The 15,923-nt window shown below is 69.4% G+C and carries 13 protein-coding genes; 10 read left to right on the top strand and 3 right to left on the bottom strand.

The window, feature by feature from the left end; all coding sequences use genetic code 11:
• The 5 genes from ACFWFP_RS22350 (at nt 1) to ACFWFP_RS22330 (ending at nt 5,510) form a co-directional block, all read left to right on the top strand.
• Nucleotides 1–2,253, top strand: a complete 2,253-nt coding sequence (locus tag ACFWFP_RS22350) for a carbon starvation CstA family protein (RefSeq protein WP_379297954.1) — start codon at nt 1–3, stop codon at nt 2,251–2,253.
• Between the two features lie 170 nt (nt 2,254–2,423).
• Entirely contained in the window at nt 2,424–2,594 is a 171-nt protein-coding gene (locus tag ACFWFP_RS22345) for a YbdD/YjiX family protein (protein WP_379297953.1), read from the top strand.
• A gap of 67 nt (nt 2,595–2,661) precedes the next feature.
• A complete protein-coding gene (locus tag ACFWFP_RS22340; RefSeq protein ID WP_379297951.1) occupies nt 2,662–4,275 on the top strand; it encodes a DNA-3-methyladenine glycosylase 2 family protein in 1,614 nt (537 codons plus the stop codon).
• Nucleotides 4,268–4,780 (top strand): methylated-DNA--[protein]-cysteine S-methyltransferase, encoded by a 513-nt coding sequence (locus ACFWFP_RS22335; RefSeq protein WP_379297949.1) that lies wholly within the window; start codon nt 4,268–4,270, stop codon nt 4,778–4,780. Before ACFWFP_RS22340 ends, ACFWFP_RS22335 begins: the two co-directional genes overlap by 8 nt.
• Before the next feature lie 76 nt (nt 4,781–4,856).
• Nucleotides 4,857–5,510, top strand: a complete 654-nt coding sequence (locus ACFWFP_RS22330) for a YitT family protein (protein ID WP_379297947.1) — start codon at nt 4,857–4,859, stop codon at nt 5,508–5,510.
• A gap of 34 nt (nt 5,511–5,544) precedes the next feature.
• Here the strand turns inward: ACFWFP_RS22330 and ACFWFP_RS22325 are convergent, their stop codons facing one another.
• Nucleotides 5,545–8,970 (bottom strand): AAA family ATPase, encoded by a 3,426-nt coding sequence (locus tag ACFWFP_RS22325; RefSeq protein ID WP_379297945.1) that lies wholly within the window; start codon nt 8,968–8,970, stop codon nt 5,545–5,547.
• Between the two features lie 43 nt (nt 8,971–9,013).
• The gene (locus ACFWFP_RS22320; RefSeq protein ID WP_379297943.1) at nt 9,014–10,201 is read right to left on the bottom strand and encodes an exonuclease SbcCD subunit D; all 1,188 of its coding nucleotides are present in this window, start codon (nt 10,199–10,201) and stop codon (nt 9,014–9,016) included.
• Between the two features lie 183 nt (nt 10,202–10,384).
• Here ACFWFP_RS22320 and ACFWFP_RS22315 point away from each other — a divergent pair, with 183 nt between their 5' ends.
• On the top strand, nt 10,385–11,533 hold the full coding sequence (locus ACFWFP_RS22315; RefSeq protein WP_379297941.1) for a DNA recombination protein RmuC: 1,149 nt from the start codon (nt 10,385–10,387) through the stop codon (nt 11,531–11,533).
• A gap of 51 nt (nt 11,534–11,584) precedes the next feature.
• Nucleotides 11,585–12,430, top strand: a complete 846-nt coding sequence (locus ACFWFP_RS22310) for a DUF6542 domain-containing protein (RefSeq protein ID WP_379297939.1) — start codon at nt 11,585–11,587, stop codon at nt 12,428–12,430.
• A gap of 72 nt (nt 12,431–12,502) precedes the next feature.
• Here ACFWFP_RS22310 and ACFWFP_RS22305 read toward each other — a convergent pair whose 3' ends face one another.
• Complete coding sequence (locus ACFWFP_RS22305) at nt 12,503–13,522, bottom strand: 4-hydroxy-3-methylbut-2-enyl diphosphate reductase (protein WP_379297937.1); 1,020 nt, start codon at nt 13,520–13,522, stop codon at nt 12,503–12,505.
• A gap of 114 nt (nt 13,523–13,636) precedes the next feature.
• Between ACFWFP_RS22305 and ACFWFP_RS22300 the strand changes: the two genes are divergently transcribed.
• The 3 genes from ACFWFP_RS22300 to ACFWFP_RS22290 all read left to right on the top strand — a co-directional run bounded on the left by ACFWFP_RS22300 (nt 13,637) and on the right by ACFWFP_RS22290 (nt 15,862).
• The gene (locus ACFWFP_RS22300; RefSeq protein WP_379297935.1) at nt 13,637–14,230 is read left to right on the top strand and encodes a lipid droplet-associated protein; all 594 of its coding nucleotides are present in this window, start codon (nt 13,637–13,639) and stop codon (nt 14,228–14,230) included.
• Nucleotides 14,231–14,318: 88 nt separating this feature from the next.
• Complete coding sequence (gene xseA, locus ACFWFP_RS22295) at nt 14,319–15,605, top strand: exodeoxyribonuclease VII large subunit (protein ID WP_379297933.1); 1,287 nt, start codon at nt 14,319–14,321, stop codon at nt 15,603–15,605.
• Nucleotides 15,602–15,862, top strand: a complete 261-nt coding sequence (locus tag ACFWFP_RS22290; protein WP_378638114.1) for an exodeoxyribonuclease VII small subunit — start codon at nt 15,602–15,604, stop codon at nt 15,860–15,862. Before xseA ends, ACFWFP_RS22290 begins: the two co-directional genes overlap by 4 nt.
• Nucleotides 15,863–15,923: the final 61 nt, after the last annotated feature.

Genomic DNA, 15,923 nt, shown 5'->3' with positions numbered 1-15,923 from the left:
ATGGCGACCATCGAACATCTGCGGACCGACCCGGACTTGCCTCCGGTCGGTGTCGTCGATCGCACGCCGATCACGCCCGCCAAGAAGGCCGTGTTCGCGGGGATCGCCGTTCTCGGCGCCGTCGCGTGGGCGATCATCGCGTTCGTGCGCGGCGAGTCCGTGAACGCGGTGTGGATCGTGATCGCGGCGGTCTGTACCTACATCATCGCCTATCGCTTCTACGCGCGGTTCATCGAGTGGAAGATCACCAAGCCGCGCGACGACGTGGCCACGCCCGCCGAAATCTATGACAACGGCAAGGATTTCATGCCGATGGACCGGCGGGTGCTCTACGGGCACCACTTCGCCGCCATCGCGGGCGCCGGTCCGCTGGTGGGTCCGGTGCTGGCCGCGCAGATGGGTTATCTGCCCGGCACCATCTGGATCATCGTCGGCGTGGTGTTCGCCGGCGCGGTGCAGGACTACCTGGTGCTGTGGGCCTCGACCCGTCGGCGCGGCCGCAGCCTCGGTCAGATGGCGCGCGACGAGCTCGGCCTCGTCGGCGGCGTCGCGGCGATCGTGGCGATTCTGGTGATCATGACGATCCTGCTGGCGGTGCTGGCGCTGGTCGTGGTGAACGCGCTCGGCGAGAGCCCGTGGGGTGTGTTCTCCATCGCGATGACCGTCCCGATCGCGCTGTTCATGGGCGTGTACCTGCGGTATCTGCGACCGGGTGCGGTCGGCGAGGTGTCCGCGATCGGCATCGTGTTGCTGCTGGCCGCGATCATCGGCGGCGGCTGGGTATCCGAAACCGAGTGGGGCGCGGACTGGTTCACCCTCTCGCGCACCACCATCGCGTGGTGCCTGATCGCCTACGGCTTCATCGCCTCGGTCTTGCCGGTGTGGTTGCTGCTCGCCCCGCGTGACTATCTGTCGACGTTCATGAAGGTCGGCACGATCGTGCTGCTCGCGGTCGGCATCCTGATCACCATGCCGGTGCTGAAGGCGCCCGCCGTCTCCGAATTCGCGCACACCGGTGCGGGCCCCGCGTTCGCGGGCAGTCTGTTCCCGTTCCTGTTCATCACCATCGCCTGCGGTGCGCTCTCGGGTTTCCACGCGCTGGTCTCCTCGGGCACGACGCCGAAACTGCTGGCCAAAGAATCCAACGCCAGGATGATCGGCTACGGCGGCATGCTGATGGAGTCGTTCGTCGCGGTCATGGCGATCATCACCGCCTCGATCATCGACCAGCACCTGTACTTCGGCATGAACGCCTCGGCCGGACTCACCGGTGGCACGGCCGAAGGTGCCGCCAAGTTCACCAATTCGCTCGGGTTGTCGGGTCCGCCCGCGACGCCGGAGCTGTTCACCGACGCCGCCGCCGATGTGGGCGAGAATTCGATCGTCTCGCGCACCGGTGGCGCCCCGACCCTGGCGGTCGGCATCTCCGAGGTCTTCTCCGAATTCCTCGGCGGCTCGACGATGAAGGCCTTCTGGTACCACTTCGCGATCATGTTCGAGGCGCTGTTCATCCTCACCACCATCGACGCGGGCACCCGGGTCGCGCGCTTCCTGGTCTCGGACGCGCTGGGCAACTTCGGCGGCGGGTTCAAGAAGTTCCGTGATCCGTCGTGGCGGATCGGCGCCTGGCTGTGCTCGCTGATCGTGGTCGCGGGCTGGGGCGGGGTCCTGCTGATGGGCGTCAACGACCCGTTCGGCGGCATCAACGCGCTGTATCCGCTGTTCGGCATCGCCAACCAGCTGCTCGCCGCGATCGCGCTCACCGTGGTGCTCACGATCATCGTCAAACGCGGGCAGTGGAAGTGGGCGTGGATTCCCGGTGTGCCGCTGGCGTGGGATCTACTGGTCACGATGACCGCGTCCTGGCAGAAGATCTTCTCCGACGATCCCAAGCTCGGTTACTGGAAGCAGCACAGCCTGTGCCAGGCGGCCAAGGACGCGGGCAAGGCCTGTCTGACGGCCAAGACCCCCGAGCAGGTCGACATCGCGATCCGTAACACCTTCATCCAGGGCACGCTGTCGATCGTGTTCGCGGTGCTGGTGCTGATCGTCACCGTCGTCGGTGTGCTGGTGTGCGCGAAGGCGATTCGCACGGGCACGGTCACCAGCACCGAGTCCGAGGAACAGCCGTCGAAGATCTTCGCCCCCAGCGGTTTCGTCGCCACCTCGGCCGAGAAGGACGTGCAGAAGGAATGGGACGTGCTGATCGCCGAGGGCAAGGTGAGCGCACCCGGATCGGCGCACGTCTCTTGAGTGTGGTCAGGGATGCGGACGGCCGGTTCAGTGAATCGGCCGTCCGCGCCCCTGCCGTGACGACCGACCGCACCGGGCTGGTCGATCGGACAGCGTCGATCGCTACCGCGAGCTCGGATGCGACCGTGGGGCCTCGCGTGCGGGCGGTTCTCGGCCGAGCGTGGGCGGCGATGCGCGCAGTCGCCCGCTGGTACAGCGCGATCAACGGCGGGCAGGATTACCAGCGGTATGTCGACCACTTGCGTCGCACGCATCCGGGTGCCCCGGTGCCTTCCGTGCGCGACTACTGGCGCGAACGCTATGCCGAAGCCGAGCGCAATCCCACCAATCGCTGCTGCTGATCGCGGTTCCAGACCCGCGGGATCGGTGGCCGATTTCCGCTAGCACCTCGCTCGCACGGGTGCCATTGTGGAACTCGTGACCATCACTGCTTTGGACTTCGAGGGCTGCTACCGGGCGGTCTCCACCCGTGACTCCCGCTTCGACGGGCAGTTCTTCACCGCGGTACGCACGACCGGCATCTACTGCAGGCCCTCGTGCCCGGCGATCACCCCCAAGCGGGCCAATGTGTCGTTCCTGCCCACCGCGGCGGCGGCGCAGCAGGCCGGTTATCGCGCCTGCCGCCGGTGCCTGCCCGATGCCGCGCCGGGATCGCCCCTGTGGAATGTGCGGGCCGACCTGGCCGCGCGCGCCATGCGGCTGATCGGCGACGGGGTGATCGAGCGTGGCGGGGTGCCCGGACTGGCCGCCACCCTCGGCTATTCGCAGCGCCAGCTCACCCGCGTGCTCACCACCGAACTCGGAGCAGGCCCGCTCGCGCTGGCCAGGGCGCACCGCGCGCACACCGCGCGGCTGCTCATCCAGACCACCGAGATGCCGATGTCGGATATCGCGTTCGCGGCGGGGTTCGCCAGCATTCGGCAGTTCAACGACACCGTGCGCGAGGTCTTCGCGGTGAGTCCGACGACGATGCGGACCGAGTTACGCCGGTCGCCGCGCGCCGATGCCGTCGCGCCCGGCACGCCCGGATTGCTGACGTTGCGGCTGCCGTACCGCGAGCCGCTCGACACCGCGTGGCTGACCTGGTTCCTCTCGGCGCACGCGGTGGCCGGGACGGAACAGTGGGAGGACGGGGTCTACACGCGCAGCCTGCGTACTCCGCACGGGCACGCGACTGTTCGGCTGTCTTTTCAGCCCGGTCATGTACGAGCGGAGTTGGCATTACGGGATATGCGTGATCTCGCTCCGACTGTCGCCCGGGTGCGGCGTCTGCTCGATCTGGACGCGGATCCGCTGGGAATCGACGCGGCACTCGGCATCGACGCAACGACCGGAGCCGACGGCCGTGGTGGTCACGGCGGCGGCCGTGGGTTCGGCAGTGACAACCGATCCAGTGATGGTGCAACCGATTCGGGAGCCGCAGGGGTTGCGCACGGAATCGCGGGACACGGATTCACGCCGGGGATTCGAGTGCCCGGGTGCCTTGAAGGATCAGAGTTGTTGCTGTGCACGATGATCGGGCAACAGATCTCGGTGCGGGCAGCGGGGACGCATGTCGCGCGGCTGGTAAACGCACTCGGCGAGCCGATCGAAGGACCGGTGCCGCGATTGTTCCCGACGGCCGAGGCGGTCGCCGAACACGGTGCCGAGGTGCTGACCGGGCCCGCGCGCAGGGTGGCCGCGATCGTGTCCGCGGCGCGGGCGCTCGCCGACGGCGAACTGGTCCTGCACTCCGGCCGTACCGCCGATGATCTGCGGCGCGACCTGCTCGCCCTAGACGGGGTCGGGCCGTGGACCGCCGACTACGTCACCATGCGATCGCTGGCCGATCCCGACATCCTGCTCGACACCGACCTCGTCGTGCGTCAAGGAGCCGCGCAGGCCCGGATCGACCTGCGCGACACCACCCGTTGGGCGCCGTGGCGCTCCTATCTGTCCGTGCACCTGTGGAAGACCGCGCTCGAACACCGTGGCGCGCTTGTCCGTGAACCCGCTCTCCAGGAAGCGAAAGACCATGACTGACACTGCTCTTCGTCTCGCCGATGTCGCGACCGTCGAGACGCCGATCGGCCCGTTCACCACCATCGTCGATACCGACGGCGCCGTGCTCGCTTCGGGCTGGACCGGGGACCCGACCACGCTGACCGGCCTCGTCCACACCACACTGCGCCCGACCGCACTGCGGCAACGGGATTCGCTCGGCGCGGTGACCAAAGCCGTCATCGACTATCACGCGGGGGATCTCACCGCGATCGACGCGATCGCGGTGCGTCAACGGTCCGGCGAATTCCTGGTCCATGCCTGGGAAGTCCTGCGCAAAGTACCGGCCGGTGAACCGGTCACCTACACGGAGTTCGCCGGACTCTCCGGGCGTCCGGCCGCCACCCGGGCCGCGGCCAACGCCTGCGCCCGCAACTCCGCCGCGCTGTTCGTGCCGTGCCATCGGGTGCTGCGGATCGGCGGAGCGCTCGGCGGGTTCCGCTGGGGGCTCGAGGCCAAGGCCTGGTTGCTCGCGCACGAAAGCTGAGCATCGGCGGCCGATCAGGCCAGTGATCGGCGATTGGCTCTTTTTTCCAGGTCCAGTAGGCCGGATTCTGTTACCTATGCTCACTCGTCGGTTGGTCGCGCTGTACGTCGGTTTGTGGTTGTACGGCACCTCGATGGCAGTGATGATCCGAGCGGGCCTCGGGCTCGACCCGTGGGACGTTTTCCACCAGGGGGTCGCCGCGCACGTGCCGTTGAGTTTCGGCGTGGTGACCGCGCTGACCGGAATCGCCGTGCTACTTGCCTGGATTCCGCTACGGCAGCGGCCGGGGCTCGGGACCGTCAGCAATGTGGTGGTGATCGCGATCGCGGTCGATGCCGGGTTGTGGTTGATCCCCGCCGTGGACGGCCTGTGGCTGCGAGTGCTGGCCATGGTCGCCGCGGTGGTGGTGAACGCGGCGGCGACGGTGCTCTACATCGGCGCGGGAATGGGTCCAGGTCCGCGCGATGGACTGATGACTGGACTGGTCGCCCGGACCGGTTGGCCGGTGTGGTCGGTGCGTACCGGGATCGAGGTCTCGGTGCTGGCGACCGGGTGGTTCCTCGGCGGCAGCGTGGGAATCGGCACGCTGGTCTATGCCTTCGGAATCGGTCCGCTGGTCCAGCTGATGATCCCGTTCGTCGACGGCAAGCTCCCCGGATTCGCACCGCTCGCCCGGCAGGAAGCGGTGCCCTCGGTCGAGCGTCCACAGGCCCCCGCCGCGCCGTGCTGACCACGCCGGTACATCGGCCCCGCGGCAGCGTGGGCTAGGCGACGGTGGCTTCCAGTCGCGATCCTGCCCGGCCGCGCACCACGTGGAGGCGACTGGGGATGCGCTGGCGCATTTCGTCTACGTGGCTGACGACGCCGACCACGCGGCCGTTCGCCCGCAGTTCGTCGAGCACACCCATGACGGCGTCGAGGGTGTCGGCGTCGAGGCTGCCGAAGCCCTCGTCGATGAACAGGGTGTCCAGCACGAGGCCGCCGGTTTCGGCGGCGACCACATCGGCCAGACCGAGCGCCAATGCCAGTGAGGCCATGAAGGTTTCGCCGCCGGAGAGCGTTTTCGCCGAGCGGATCGCGCCGGTGTAGTCGTCACGGACATCGAGCCCGAGGCCGCCGCGCCTGCCCCGTGGGCCCGCCTTGTCCGAATGGACGAATTCGTAACGGCCACCCGACATCCGGCGCAGCCGCAGCGACCCCGCGACCGCCACCTCTTCGAGCCGCGCCGCGAGAACATAGGAGCGCAACGACATTCGCCGGTTGTTCTCGCCCCTGCCCGCGACCACTTCCGCCAGGGCCGCCAGCTCGTCGAAGACACGCTGCTCGGGCGCGATCCGCTCGACCTCGGCCCACAGCTGCGTTCCCAGCTGCTCGAGCTGGGCGACGCGCTCGGTGGCCGCCGACTGGGCCGACACCGCCGCGGTGAGCGCGCTCTGCGCCGCGGTGAAGCGCTGTTCGAGCGCGTTCAGGTCGCCTGGCGTCTGCTCGGCGACCGCCTGGATCCGGGGTTCGGCGAGCACCGTCTCGGCATGGGCGCGGGCCCGGTCCGCGGCAGTGAGTTCGGCTTCGATCGCGGCCTGCTGCCGCGCGGTCCGCGCGGCGGCGGTGACGACCTGGGCATAGGCGGTCAGCAGCGCGATGTCGTCGCGAGGCGGTGCTGGTTCGACCGGCTCGTCGCCGATCGGCTCGTCGTCGAAAAGATCGAACAGGCTGGGCATTTCAGGCTCGCTACGGATCGCTCGAGCTCGGCCCGCACTCGCCGCTTCGCGGCCCGTAGTCGCCGTCTCCTCAGTACCGCGCTCGCCGGCCGTAGCCGCCTGGGCCACCGGACCCGAGTCAGCGCCAACACAGGTCTCGACACCGACACCCGTGTCGGTGACAGCGCCCGCCGCCGCGACAACGCCGGTATCGGCATCATCGACCGCAATTCGGCCGGCGGTACGAGTGGTCGATTCGTGTGCCTCGAGCTGCGTGCTCGCCTCGTATCCCTCCGGCACGAGACCTGCTGTGCGGGCGAGGTTTTCCACGCGGGTGGCGATGGTGCGGACGGCGTCGCGGGCGGTGGCTTCCTCGGTGCGGGCGGTGCGGAGGGTGGTGGCGGAGGTGAGGAGGAATTCGAGGCGGGTGGTGCGAGCGTCGACGGTGGTGTCGGCGCCCGCGGCGGCCCGCAGGCGGGTGGTGAGTTCTTCGAGGCGGGTGCGGGTGGCGGCGATAGTGGCCGTGCTGGTGCCGAGGCGGGCATCCAAGTCGCGGGACTGGTCGTGCAGGGCGGCTTCCTCGGCGCGCAGGGCCTCCAGGCGGCTGGTCAGGGCGGGAGTGCGCTCGGCCGCTTCGGCCGTGTCGTCGAAGCGGTGGGTGGCAGTGCGGACCGCGTCGGCGAGGGTGACGGGGTCGGCGTCGCCACCGCGCGCGGTGAGCGCCTCGATCTCGCGTTCGATGGCGCTGATGCGTTCGGCGAGGCGATCGCGCGCGGCCTCCGCGACCTGTTCGGCCGCCTGTGCGGCGTCCTCGGCTTCTTTGGACACCGCGTCGTCGGTGGGCTGCGCCGGCTCCGGGTGATCAGCGGACCCGCAGACCGTGCACGGCGTACCCTCGGTGAGCGCGCCCGCGAGTTCGGCGGCCATGCCCGCCAGGCGGCGGGTGCGCAGATCGAGGACCCGTTCCCTGGCGTCGAGGTGGGCGCGCCAGGCCGTGTCGTGTTCCCCACGCGCGATGTCCACAGCCGGTCGGCGACGGGCGATCTCGACAGCGGCGGCCGCCGAGTCCTGCCACTTGGCCAGCTCGTTGCGAAGCCCCGGCAGCGCGGCGGCGGCATCGGTGGCCTCACGCAGTTGTTCCTGCACCGAACCGATCATCGTCGGCAGTTCGACCCGCCGCCGCGCCAACTCCGCCGCACGCTGCGTGAGCTGGGCGGATTCTGTCTCGTGCGCGGCGAGATCGTCGGCGAGCCTGCGGGCGATCACCGCGTCCGCGCGCACCTCACCGAGCACACCGAGCAGCGCGTTCCACTGGCTGATCGCCGCATCGAGATCACCATCGACCTCCACGGCTCCTGTCCCCGGCTCCCGGCCGCGCGCCTCGAGAGCATCGCCCTGATCCGAGGCGACGGTCAGCAGGCCCACACCCGCGATATCGGCTGCCTCCGGCGCACGCAGACGGTCGGCCAGATCAGCCGCGGCGCTGCGGGTGGCGCCTTGGGAACGACGCAGGTCGCGGACCGCGGAGCGCGCCTCATCGATGGCCTGGACGACGGGTTCGGCCAGGCGAGCTCGATCGAGTTCGCGTTCGAGGTCGGCGCGGCGAGCCGCGGAGGCGGTGTAGGCGGCCAGTTCGGTCCGCGCCGCGGTCATGCGGGTGCGCAGCTCGGTGACGCGGCGTTGCTCTTCGGCTTCGGCGCGGGCCTCGGCCGATTCCTTGTGGCGCAGTTCGGCATTCGTGGTCGCCTCGGCGAGGGCGGTCCGCGCGGTGGCCAGCAGCTCCTGAGACCACGTCACCGAGTCCTGGATGCCGATCGATTCCGCGCCGCCGTATCCCGCCGCCATGCCGACCTTGGTGATCAGGCGGTCGATGCCCTGCTGGCGCGTGGTGAGTTCGCCTTCGGCCGCGCGTCGCCGATCCGACAACCACTTCTCGGCGGTACCGAAACGTTGGGTGTCGAAGAGCTTTTCGAGCAGTTTCTCGCGATCCTCGTTCTCCGCTCGCAGGAATCTGGCGAAGTCGCCCTGCGGGAGCAGCACCACCTGGAAGAACTGGTCGGCGCTCATGCCGAGCAGACGCAGCACCTCGTCGCCGATATCGGTGATGCGCGAGAGGTTCTCGCCACTGCCGTCGAGCCAGGTGAGCGTGGCCTGGGGTTGCAGGAGCCGGGTTCCGGTGCCGTTCTTCTTCGGGCGCTCGAATTCGGGCGAGCGGGTCAGGCGCAGCAGGCGTCCGCCGAGCGTGGCCTCCAGCACGACGCTCGGTGGTGTCTGCGGATCGGCGTGGTCGGAGTGCAGGCGCTTGCTCTCACCGCGCGCCCCCGGCACCTTGCCGTAGAGGGCGAAGGCGATGGCGTCGAGGATGGTCGTCTTGCCCGCGCCCGTATGCCCGTGGAGCAGGAACAGACCATCGGCGCCGAGTGCGTCGAAATCGACGACGGTGGTCTCGGCGAACGGTCCGAACGCGGTGAGTTCGAGCCGGTGCAGCCTCACGCGATGCCCCCGGCGACGAGCGCGGCGAACCGGGCGCGGTGGCTCACGCAGTCAGCTCCGACGGCACCGGTTCCTGGGCGGATTCGGCTCGGCCCGAGTCGGTTTCGCGAACCGCCGCGGCCAGCGCCCGCTCCACCCATGCCATCTCCCCCTTGCTCGGTGTGCCACGCACGTCGGTCAGGAAGCTCGCCGCGACCTCGGTGTCACGACGGCCGTGCACCCGCTCGCGGTAATGCAGCTCCGGATTGCCTTCCGGTCGAGCCCATTCCACGTGCACCGCGTGCGGGAACCGCTCGCGCAGCTTACGCATCGGGTCCACCGGGCGGGTGGTGTCGGTGAGCGTGGCGGATACGTAGTGCTCTTCGGCCGCAGTGTATTCGGAGTCGGTGACCAGGGATTCGATAGTGCCGGTGATCCTGCTCAGCCCGCGCACCAGCGGCAGCTCGTGTCGGTGCACCGACGCGAGGCCCGTCGCGTCGAGGTCGACGATCCACACCGCTTTGCGGTGTGAGCTCTCCCCGAACGAATACGGCAGCGGAGACCCGCTGTAGCGCACCGACTCCGAGAGTGTCTGCGGCGAATGCAGGTGTCCCAGCGCCACATAGTCGATGCCGTCGAAGGCCGACATCGACACCGTCTCCACCCCGCCCACCGAGATGGACCGTTCCGAGCCCGTCGCCTCGCCGCCGATCACGAACGCGTGCGCCAGTACCACCGTGCGCGGGCCGGACCTGGCGGCGATGTCGTCGCGAATCCGGCCCATCGCGGCATCGAGGATCTCCGCGTGTGAGTGCGCCTGCGGCACACCGAGTTCGGTCCGGGTGATCTCCGGTTCCAGATACGGGATGCCGTAGAAGGCCACGTCGCCGTCGTCATCGGACAGCACGATCGGCCGGTGCGCGTCGGCGACCCGGGTGCACAGATGCAAGCCACCGGCCGCGGCGAAGCTCGCGCCCGCACCGAGCCGGGCGGGCGAGTCGTGATTGCCCGAGGTGGCGATGATCGTCGCGCCCGCCGCCCGGATCGCCTCGAATCCACGATTGCAGACCCCGATGGCATCGGCATTGGGGATGGAGCGGTCGTAGATGTCGCCGGGCACCACCACCACGTCGACCGATTCGGCCGCGACCAGCTCCGCGACGGCCGCCAGCACCCGCGCCTGATCGGCCAGCAGGTCGACACCGTGAAAGGTGCGCCCGATGTGCCAGTCGGAGGTGTGCAGGATCCGCATGTCGCGAACCGTAGGGCACACCCCCGACAGAATTCAATCGACGCACCACACGCGTGTAATTCATCGGCGTGGCGCGCGAGGCGGCGCGCACACCACCAGCACATCCGGGCGATCCGCCGCCGCCGTGCCCGATTTGCCGGGCAATTGCGAACTTGTCGGTGGGCTCGGGCAGTATCGCCTCCCATGACCGCTTCGATGCTCGTCGCGCTCGTCTTCGTCTTCGCCGCAGGCTTCGGTCTCGGCTGGTTGGGACATTCCGCCCGGGGTGGCCAACGCGCCGCCACCGCGGAGGCCCGGCTCGCCGCAGCCGGAGACAATCAACGGTTGCTGCAGCAGTCGCTGCACTCGGCCAACGAGGATGCGGCGCGCAGGCATTCGGCCGCGATCGGCGCGATGGTCGATCCGCTGCGCGACGCGGTCGGCGCGTTGGAACAGCAGATCCGGCAGGTCGAACACCATCGGATCGACGCGTATTCGGGATTGCGCGAGCAGGTCGCGGGCATGCAACGCACCTCGCACCGGCTCTCCGATCAGACCGGTCAGCTGGTCGCCGCGCTGCGTGCGCCGCAGGTGCGCGGCCGGTGGGGTGAGATCCAGCTCGAACGCGTGGTCGAACTCGCCGGCATGACCCGGCATTGCGACTTCGACACCCAGGTATCAAGGCCGGGCGGCGACGATCGGGGTGTGATCCGGCCCGACCTGGTGGTGCGGCTGGCCGGTGGCAGACACATCGTCGTCGACGCGAAGGTGCCGTTCTCGGCGTATCTGGACGCGGCGACCACCGACGATCCCGGCGCACGCACCCAACTACTGGCCCGCCACGCCAAGCACCTGCGCGCCCACGTCGACCAATTGGCCGACAAGGCGTACTGGGCGGCCTTCGATCCGGCACCCGAGTTCGTCGTGCTGTTCGTGCCCGGCGACCCGTTCCTCGACGCCGCGCTCACCACCGACGCCGGCCTCTTGGAGTACGCGTTCGGCCGGAACGTGATCCTGGCAACCCCCACTACCTTGATCGCGCTGCTACGCACCGTGGCGTTCAGCTGGCGGCAGGAAGCGCTCTCGCGCGATATGGCAACGGTGCAGCAACTGGGCAAAGAGCTCTACACCCGGGTGGGCAAGGTCGCCGAGCATCTGGACAATCTGGGCGTGAATCTCGGTAAGGCCGTAGCGGCTTTCAACGCGACAGTAGGCTCGGTGGAGTCGCGGGTCATGGTCACCGCGCGCCGGATGCACGATCTCGGCATCGCCGATCAGGAGCTCCCGGCAATCCGGCTCACCGAGACCCGGCCACGCGTCGTCGCGTTCGCCGACGTCGAGGATCGCGTCTGAGTTCCCCGTGCCGTAGCGCCCACAGGGACGATGTGCAGTTAGTGTCATAGTGTGGCTGCTTCCCAACGTGCGCGATCCCGGGTGCCCGCGCCGCAACGTTCGATCGTGCCCTCGGTACCCGGCATCCCCGCCTGGGCCGCGATTCTGCTCGCCGCGGGTGCGACAGGTCTCGGGTTCCTGATCGACGGACTCGGCGGCGAGACCTATCCGACCGGCACGTTCTCGGCGCTGTATGTGCTCGGCTGCGTGCTCGCTGTCTGCGCGGTGCGCTTCCGCGGCCTGTTCTCCACCATGGTGATGCCGCCGCTGCTGCTGTTCGTCGCGGTGCCCCTGGCCTGCCAGATGCTGGGTGGACGCGCCACCACGTCGATCAAAGACGTGCTGATGAACCTGATCATCCCGCTGGTGGAGCGCTTCCCGACGATGGCGCTGGCGACCGTGCTGGTGCTGGCGATCGGCGGAGCCAGGATCGCGATCGCCAAGCGCGTCCCCCAGACCGCTCGCCCCGCCCCGGAGCGCCGGACCGAACGCAAGCCGGTCAAGCGCCGTCGCCCCGAGTCGACCCCCGACCTGGCCACTGCCGCCCGCAAGCGGCCGCGCCGCGGCACGGCGGTACTGGACGAAGCCGACACCGAGGTCGACATGGCCAGCCCGGCTCGCCGACCCGCCAGGCCCGCCGAACCGAAACGGGCGCCCGCCGCTGCCAGGCCCCGCGAGCCCAGGGCCGCCCGCGGTGAACCGCGCGCCGCGCGCGCAGCCGCCGCGCCGCGCGAACCCGAACCTGCCCGCGTCCCGCGCCGCCGTGGCGAAGCACCCCCGCATCCGCAGCCGAACGTGCGCTATCGAGACCGCGCCGACTCCGCCCGCACGGAACGACGCCGCCCCGACAGCGTCTGAGAACAAGCGTCCGAGAACGAAGAATCCCCGCCGAGATCAGTCGGCGGGGATTCTTTGTTCAGCTCAGGCGTGTCAGCTCGGCGAAGGCGCGTCCCGGCGCGCGGGGCGCAGCTCACGGGGCAGGGAGAACACCAGCGTCTCGTTGGCCGTGGTCACCGGCTGGACCTCGCCGAAACCGTGTTCGGCCAGCAGGTCGAGGACCCCGGTCACCAGGATCTCCGGTACCGACGCGCCGGAGGTGATGCCGATGGTCTGCACACCGTCGAGCCAGGCCAGATCGACCTCACGCGCGTAGTCGACCAGATACGCCGCGTTCGCGCCGGCGCCGAGCGCCACCTCGACCAGTCGCACCGAGTTCGACGAGTTGCGCGACCCGACCACGATCACCAGGTCACATTCGGGCGCCATCGCCTTGACCGCGGTCTGCCGGTTGGACGTGGCGTAGCAGATGTCGTCACTGGGCGGGTCCTGCAGCGTCGGGAAACGTTCGCGCAGCCGCTCGACGGTCTCCATGGTCTCGTCGACCGAGAGCGTGGTCTGCGACAGCCAGATCACCTTCGACGGGTCGCGCACGGTCACCTTGTCCACCGAGTCGGGCCCGTCGACCAGCTGCACGTGCTCGGGCGCCTCACCGGCGGTGCCCTCGACTTCCTCGTGGCCCTCGTGGCCGATCAGCAGGATGTCGAAGTCGTCGCGGGCGAAACGCTTGGCTTCCTGGTGCACCTTGGTGACCAGCGGACAGGTGGCGTCGATGGTGCGCAGGTTCCGTTCGGCGGCGGTCTCGTGCACGATCGGCGCGACACCGTGCGCGGAGAACACGACCAGCGCGCCCTCGGGCACCTCGTCGGTCTCGTCGACGAAGATCACGCCCTGCTCACGTAATGTTTCCACGACGTGGCGGTTGTGCACGATCTCCTTGCGCACATAGATCGGGGCGCCGTGTTTCTCGAGAGCCTTCTCCACGGTCTCGACGGCACGGTCGACGCCTGCGCAGTAGCCGCGCGGCTCGGCCAGCAGCACGCGCTTGCCACCGGCAGCAGCCGCGCCCGCGGAGCGCGTGATACCGACGTTCAAGGGGATTGCCGAGGTCATATTCCACAGCTTACGTGCGCGCGACAGGCCGGATCAGGCCGGATCAAGGGGCGAAAGTCACACAACAGGGGTGTGGACCTTTGCATCACACCCGGTTTGCGGCAGGCTGGAGTCATGTTTCGACCTCCGTTCCTGGCCAGGGTGGCCGCCGGCGCCGCCGTATACGCCTTAGAAGAGACCCGGCGACTGCCCGTCGCCGCGGTCAACTTCCCGATCACCGCGCTCAGTCGCGTGTTGCAGACCACGATGCATCTGCAGCAGTTCGTCACCAGCCTCGCGCTCAAGGGTGACGGTGTGTTCGAGCGGCTCGGTTCGGCTCCGGCCGAGCAGCCCGCGTGGGCCACCTTCGACGAGGACCTCGAGCCCGCGCCCGCCACCAACGGCCACACCAGCCGCTTCGACCTGTTCGAAGCGCCGGAGGCCCCGCAGACCAACGGCAAGGCCGTGCCCGCGTCCCTGCTGCTGCTCGAGACCGAGGACGAGGTCATCGAGCCCGCCGAGGAGCCCGCCGCGGAGGAGGTCGTCGCCCCCGAGGTCGCGATCCGCTACGACTACCCCGCGATGACGCTGGCCCAGCTGCGTGCCCGGCTGCGGATGCTGACCGTCGAGGAGCTGGCCCAGCTGCTGGCCTTCGAACAGCAGACCCGCGCCCGCGCCCCCTTCGTCACGATGCTCACCAACCGCATCGCCACTGTCCAGGCGCAGTGACAGACTGTCCGTCGAAGCGGCCGCCATCCGACACCTCGGATGGCGGCCGTTTTTTGGTTGTGTCGGTGGCCGCGCGTAGAACTGACCTATGACTCAGGACGGCGTCGCGCAGACCGGCGCTCCGGCGAATTCGGCGGAGCAGCCGTATCCGGTGCGCTCGGTCGCGGTGAAGGTCGCCCAGTGGATCGATCGGCTCGGCAGCATCTGGGTGGAGGGGCAGGTCACCCAGATCAATCTGCGCCCCGGCACCCGCACCGCGTTTCTGGTGCTGCGCGATGCCTCGGTGGACATGTCGCTGTCCCTGACCTGCGACCCCGACCTGTTACGCAGGCTGCCGGTGCCGTTGACCGAGGGCAGCCGCGTGGTCGTCTACGGCAAGCTGCACTTCTTCACCGGCCGGGGCACGGTCTCGTTGCGGGTCACCGAGATTCGCGCGGTCGGCATCGGTGAGCTGCTGGCGCGGATCGAGCGGTTGAAAGCCCTCTTGACGGCCGAGGGCCTGTTCGATGCCCGGCTCAAGCGGCCGCTACCGTTCCTGCCCGCGACGATCGGGCTGATCACCGGACGGGCGAGCGCGGCCGAACGCGATGTCCTGTCGGTGGCCCAGAACCGGTGGCCCGCGGTCCGTTTCGTCATCCGCAATACCGCGGTGCAGGGGCCGACCGCCGTGCCACAGATGCTCGAAGCGCTGACCGAACTCGATCGCGACCCCGACGTCGAGGTGATCGTGCTGGCGCGCGGCGGTGGCAGCGTCGAAGATCTGCTGGCGTTCTCCGACGAAGCACTGTGCCGGGCGGTCGCCGCCGCGCGAACCCCGATCGTCAGCGCCATCGGCCACGAACCCGACAACCCCCTGCTCGACCTGGTGGCCGACCTGCGCGCGGCCACCCCCACCGACGCCGCCAAACGCATCGTCCCCGATGCTGCCGCCGAACTGGCCGGGGTAAGGGAGATGCGGGCTCGCTCGGCGGCCGCGTTGCGGGGCTGGGTCCAGCGCGAGGAACACACCATCACGCAGTTGCGATCGCGACCCGTTCTCGCCGATCCCCTGCGCGAGCTGACCCACCGCCACGACGAGCTGGAACGCTTGCGCACGGCCGCCAGACGCACTGTCGACCAGCTGCTGCGCAGCGAGTCGACCACCACCGTGCACCTGCGCGAGAAGCTGACCGCGGTGGGGCCCGCCGCCACCCTGGCCCGTGGTTACGCTGTCGTGCAGCGCGTCGCCGGTCCCGAACGCCATGTCGTGCGTTCGATCGACGACTCCCCCGCGGGCAGCCAGCTCCGCATCAGGGTCGCCGACGGAGCCGTCACCGCCGCGGCACTGGGCACCCAGCGGCTGACGCCACAGACCACCGACGAGAAGAGGAAGTGACCGTGGCCGACGCCGGTTCCGAGAACACCGCTGCCGACACCCTGGCCGAGATCGCGGCCTTCGGCTACGAACGCGCCCGCGACGAGCTCATCAACGTGGTGAAGATGCTCGAACAGGGCGGCCTCGACCTGGACGACTCGCTGGTGTTGTGGGAGCGCGGCGAAGCCCTGGCCACCCGCTGCGAACAGCATCTCGCCGGTGCGCGCCGCCGCGTGGAAGACGCCCTGTCCCGGGCCGACCTCGACACCGCCGACTGAGTACGCGCACCGACATTCGGCTTTTACCGCCGCGAAACACCGGCCGGGCACGCTGGTGCCA

The sequence above is a fragment of the Nocardia sp. NPDC060249 genome (genome assembly GCF_042728755.1).
Lineage (GTDB): Bacteria > Actinomycetota > Actinomycetes > Mycobacteriales > Mycobacteriaceae > Nocardia.
This window is presented reverse-complemented; position numbering and strand designations above follow the sequence as displayed.

What these genes read in the sequence shown, in the direction of transcription:
- xseA (WP_379297933.1), top strand. Translation starts at nt 14,319, where the DNA reads ATGACTCAGGACGGCGTCGCGCAGACCGGCGCTCCGGCGAATTCGGCG.
- ACFWFP_RS22335 (WP_379297949.1), top strand. Translation starts at nt 4,268, where the DNA reads ATGACTGACACTGCTCTTCGTCTCGCCGATGTCGCGACCGTCGAGACG.
- ACFWFP_RS22345 (WP_379297953.1), top strand. Translation starts at nt 2,424, where the DNA reads ATGCGCGCAGTCGCCCGCTGGTACAGCGCGATCAACGGCGGGCAGGAT.
- ACFWFP_RS22330 (WP_379297947.1), top strand. Translation starts at nt 4,857, where the DNA reads ATGCTCACTCGTCGGTTGGTCGCGCTGTACGTCGGTTTGTGGTTGTAC.
- ACFWFP_RS22350 (WP_379297954.1), top strand. Translation starts at nt 1, where the DNA reads ATGGCGACCATCGAACATCTGCGGACCGACCCGGACTTGCCTCCGGTC.
- ACFWFP_RS22320 (WP_379297943.1), bottom strand. Translation starts at nt 10,201, where the DNA reads ATGCGGATCCTGCACACCTCCGACTGGCACATCGGGCGCACCTTTCAC.
- ACFWFP_RS22300 (WP_379297935.1), top strand. Translation starts at nt 13,637, where the DNA reads ATGTTTCGACCTCCGTTCCTGGCCAGGGTGGCCGCCGGCGCCGCCGTA.
- ACFWFP_RS22305 (WP_379297937.1), bottom strand. Translation starts at nt 13,522, where the DNA reads ATGACCTCGGCAATCCCCTTGAACGTCGGTATCACGCGCTCCGCGGGC.
- ACFWFP_RS22315 (WP_379297941.1), top strand. Translation starts at nt 10,385, where the DNA reads ATGACCGCTTCGATGCTCGTCGCGCTCGTCTTCGTCTTCGCCGCAGGC.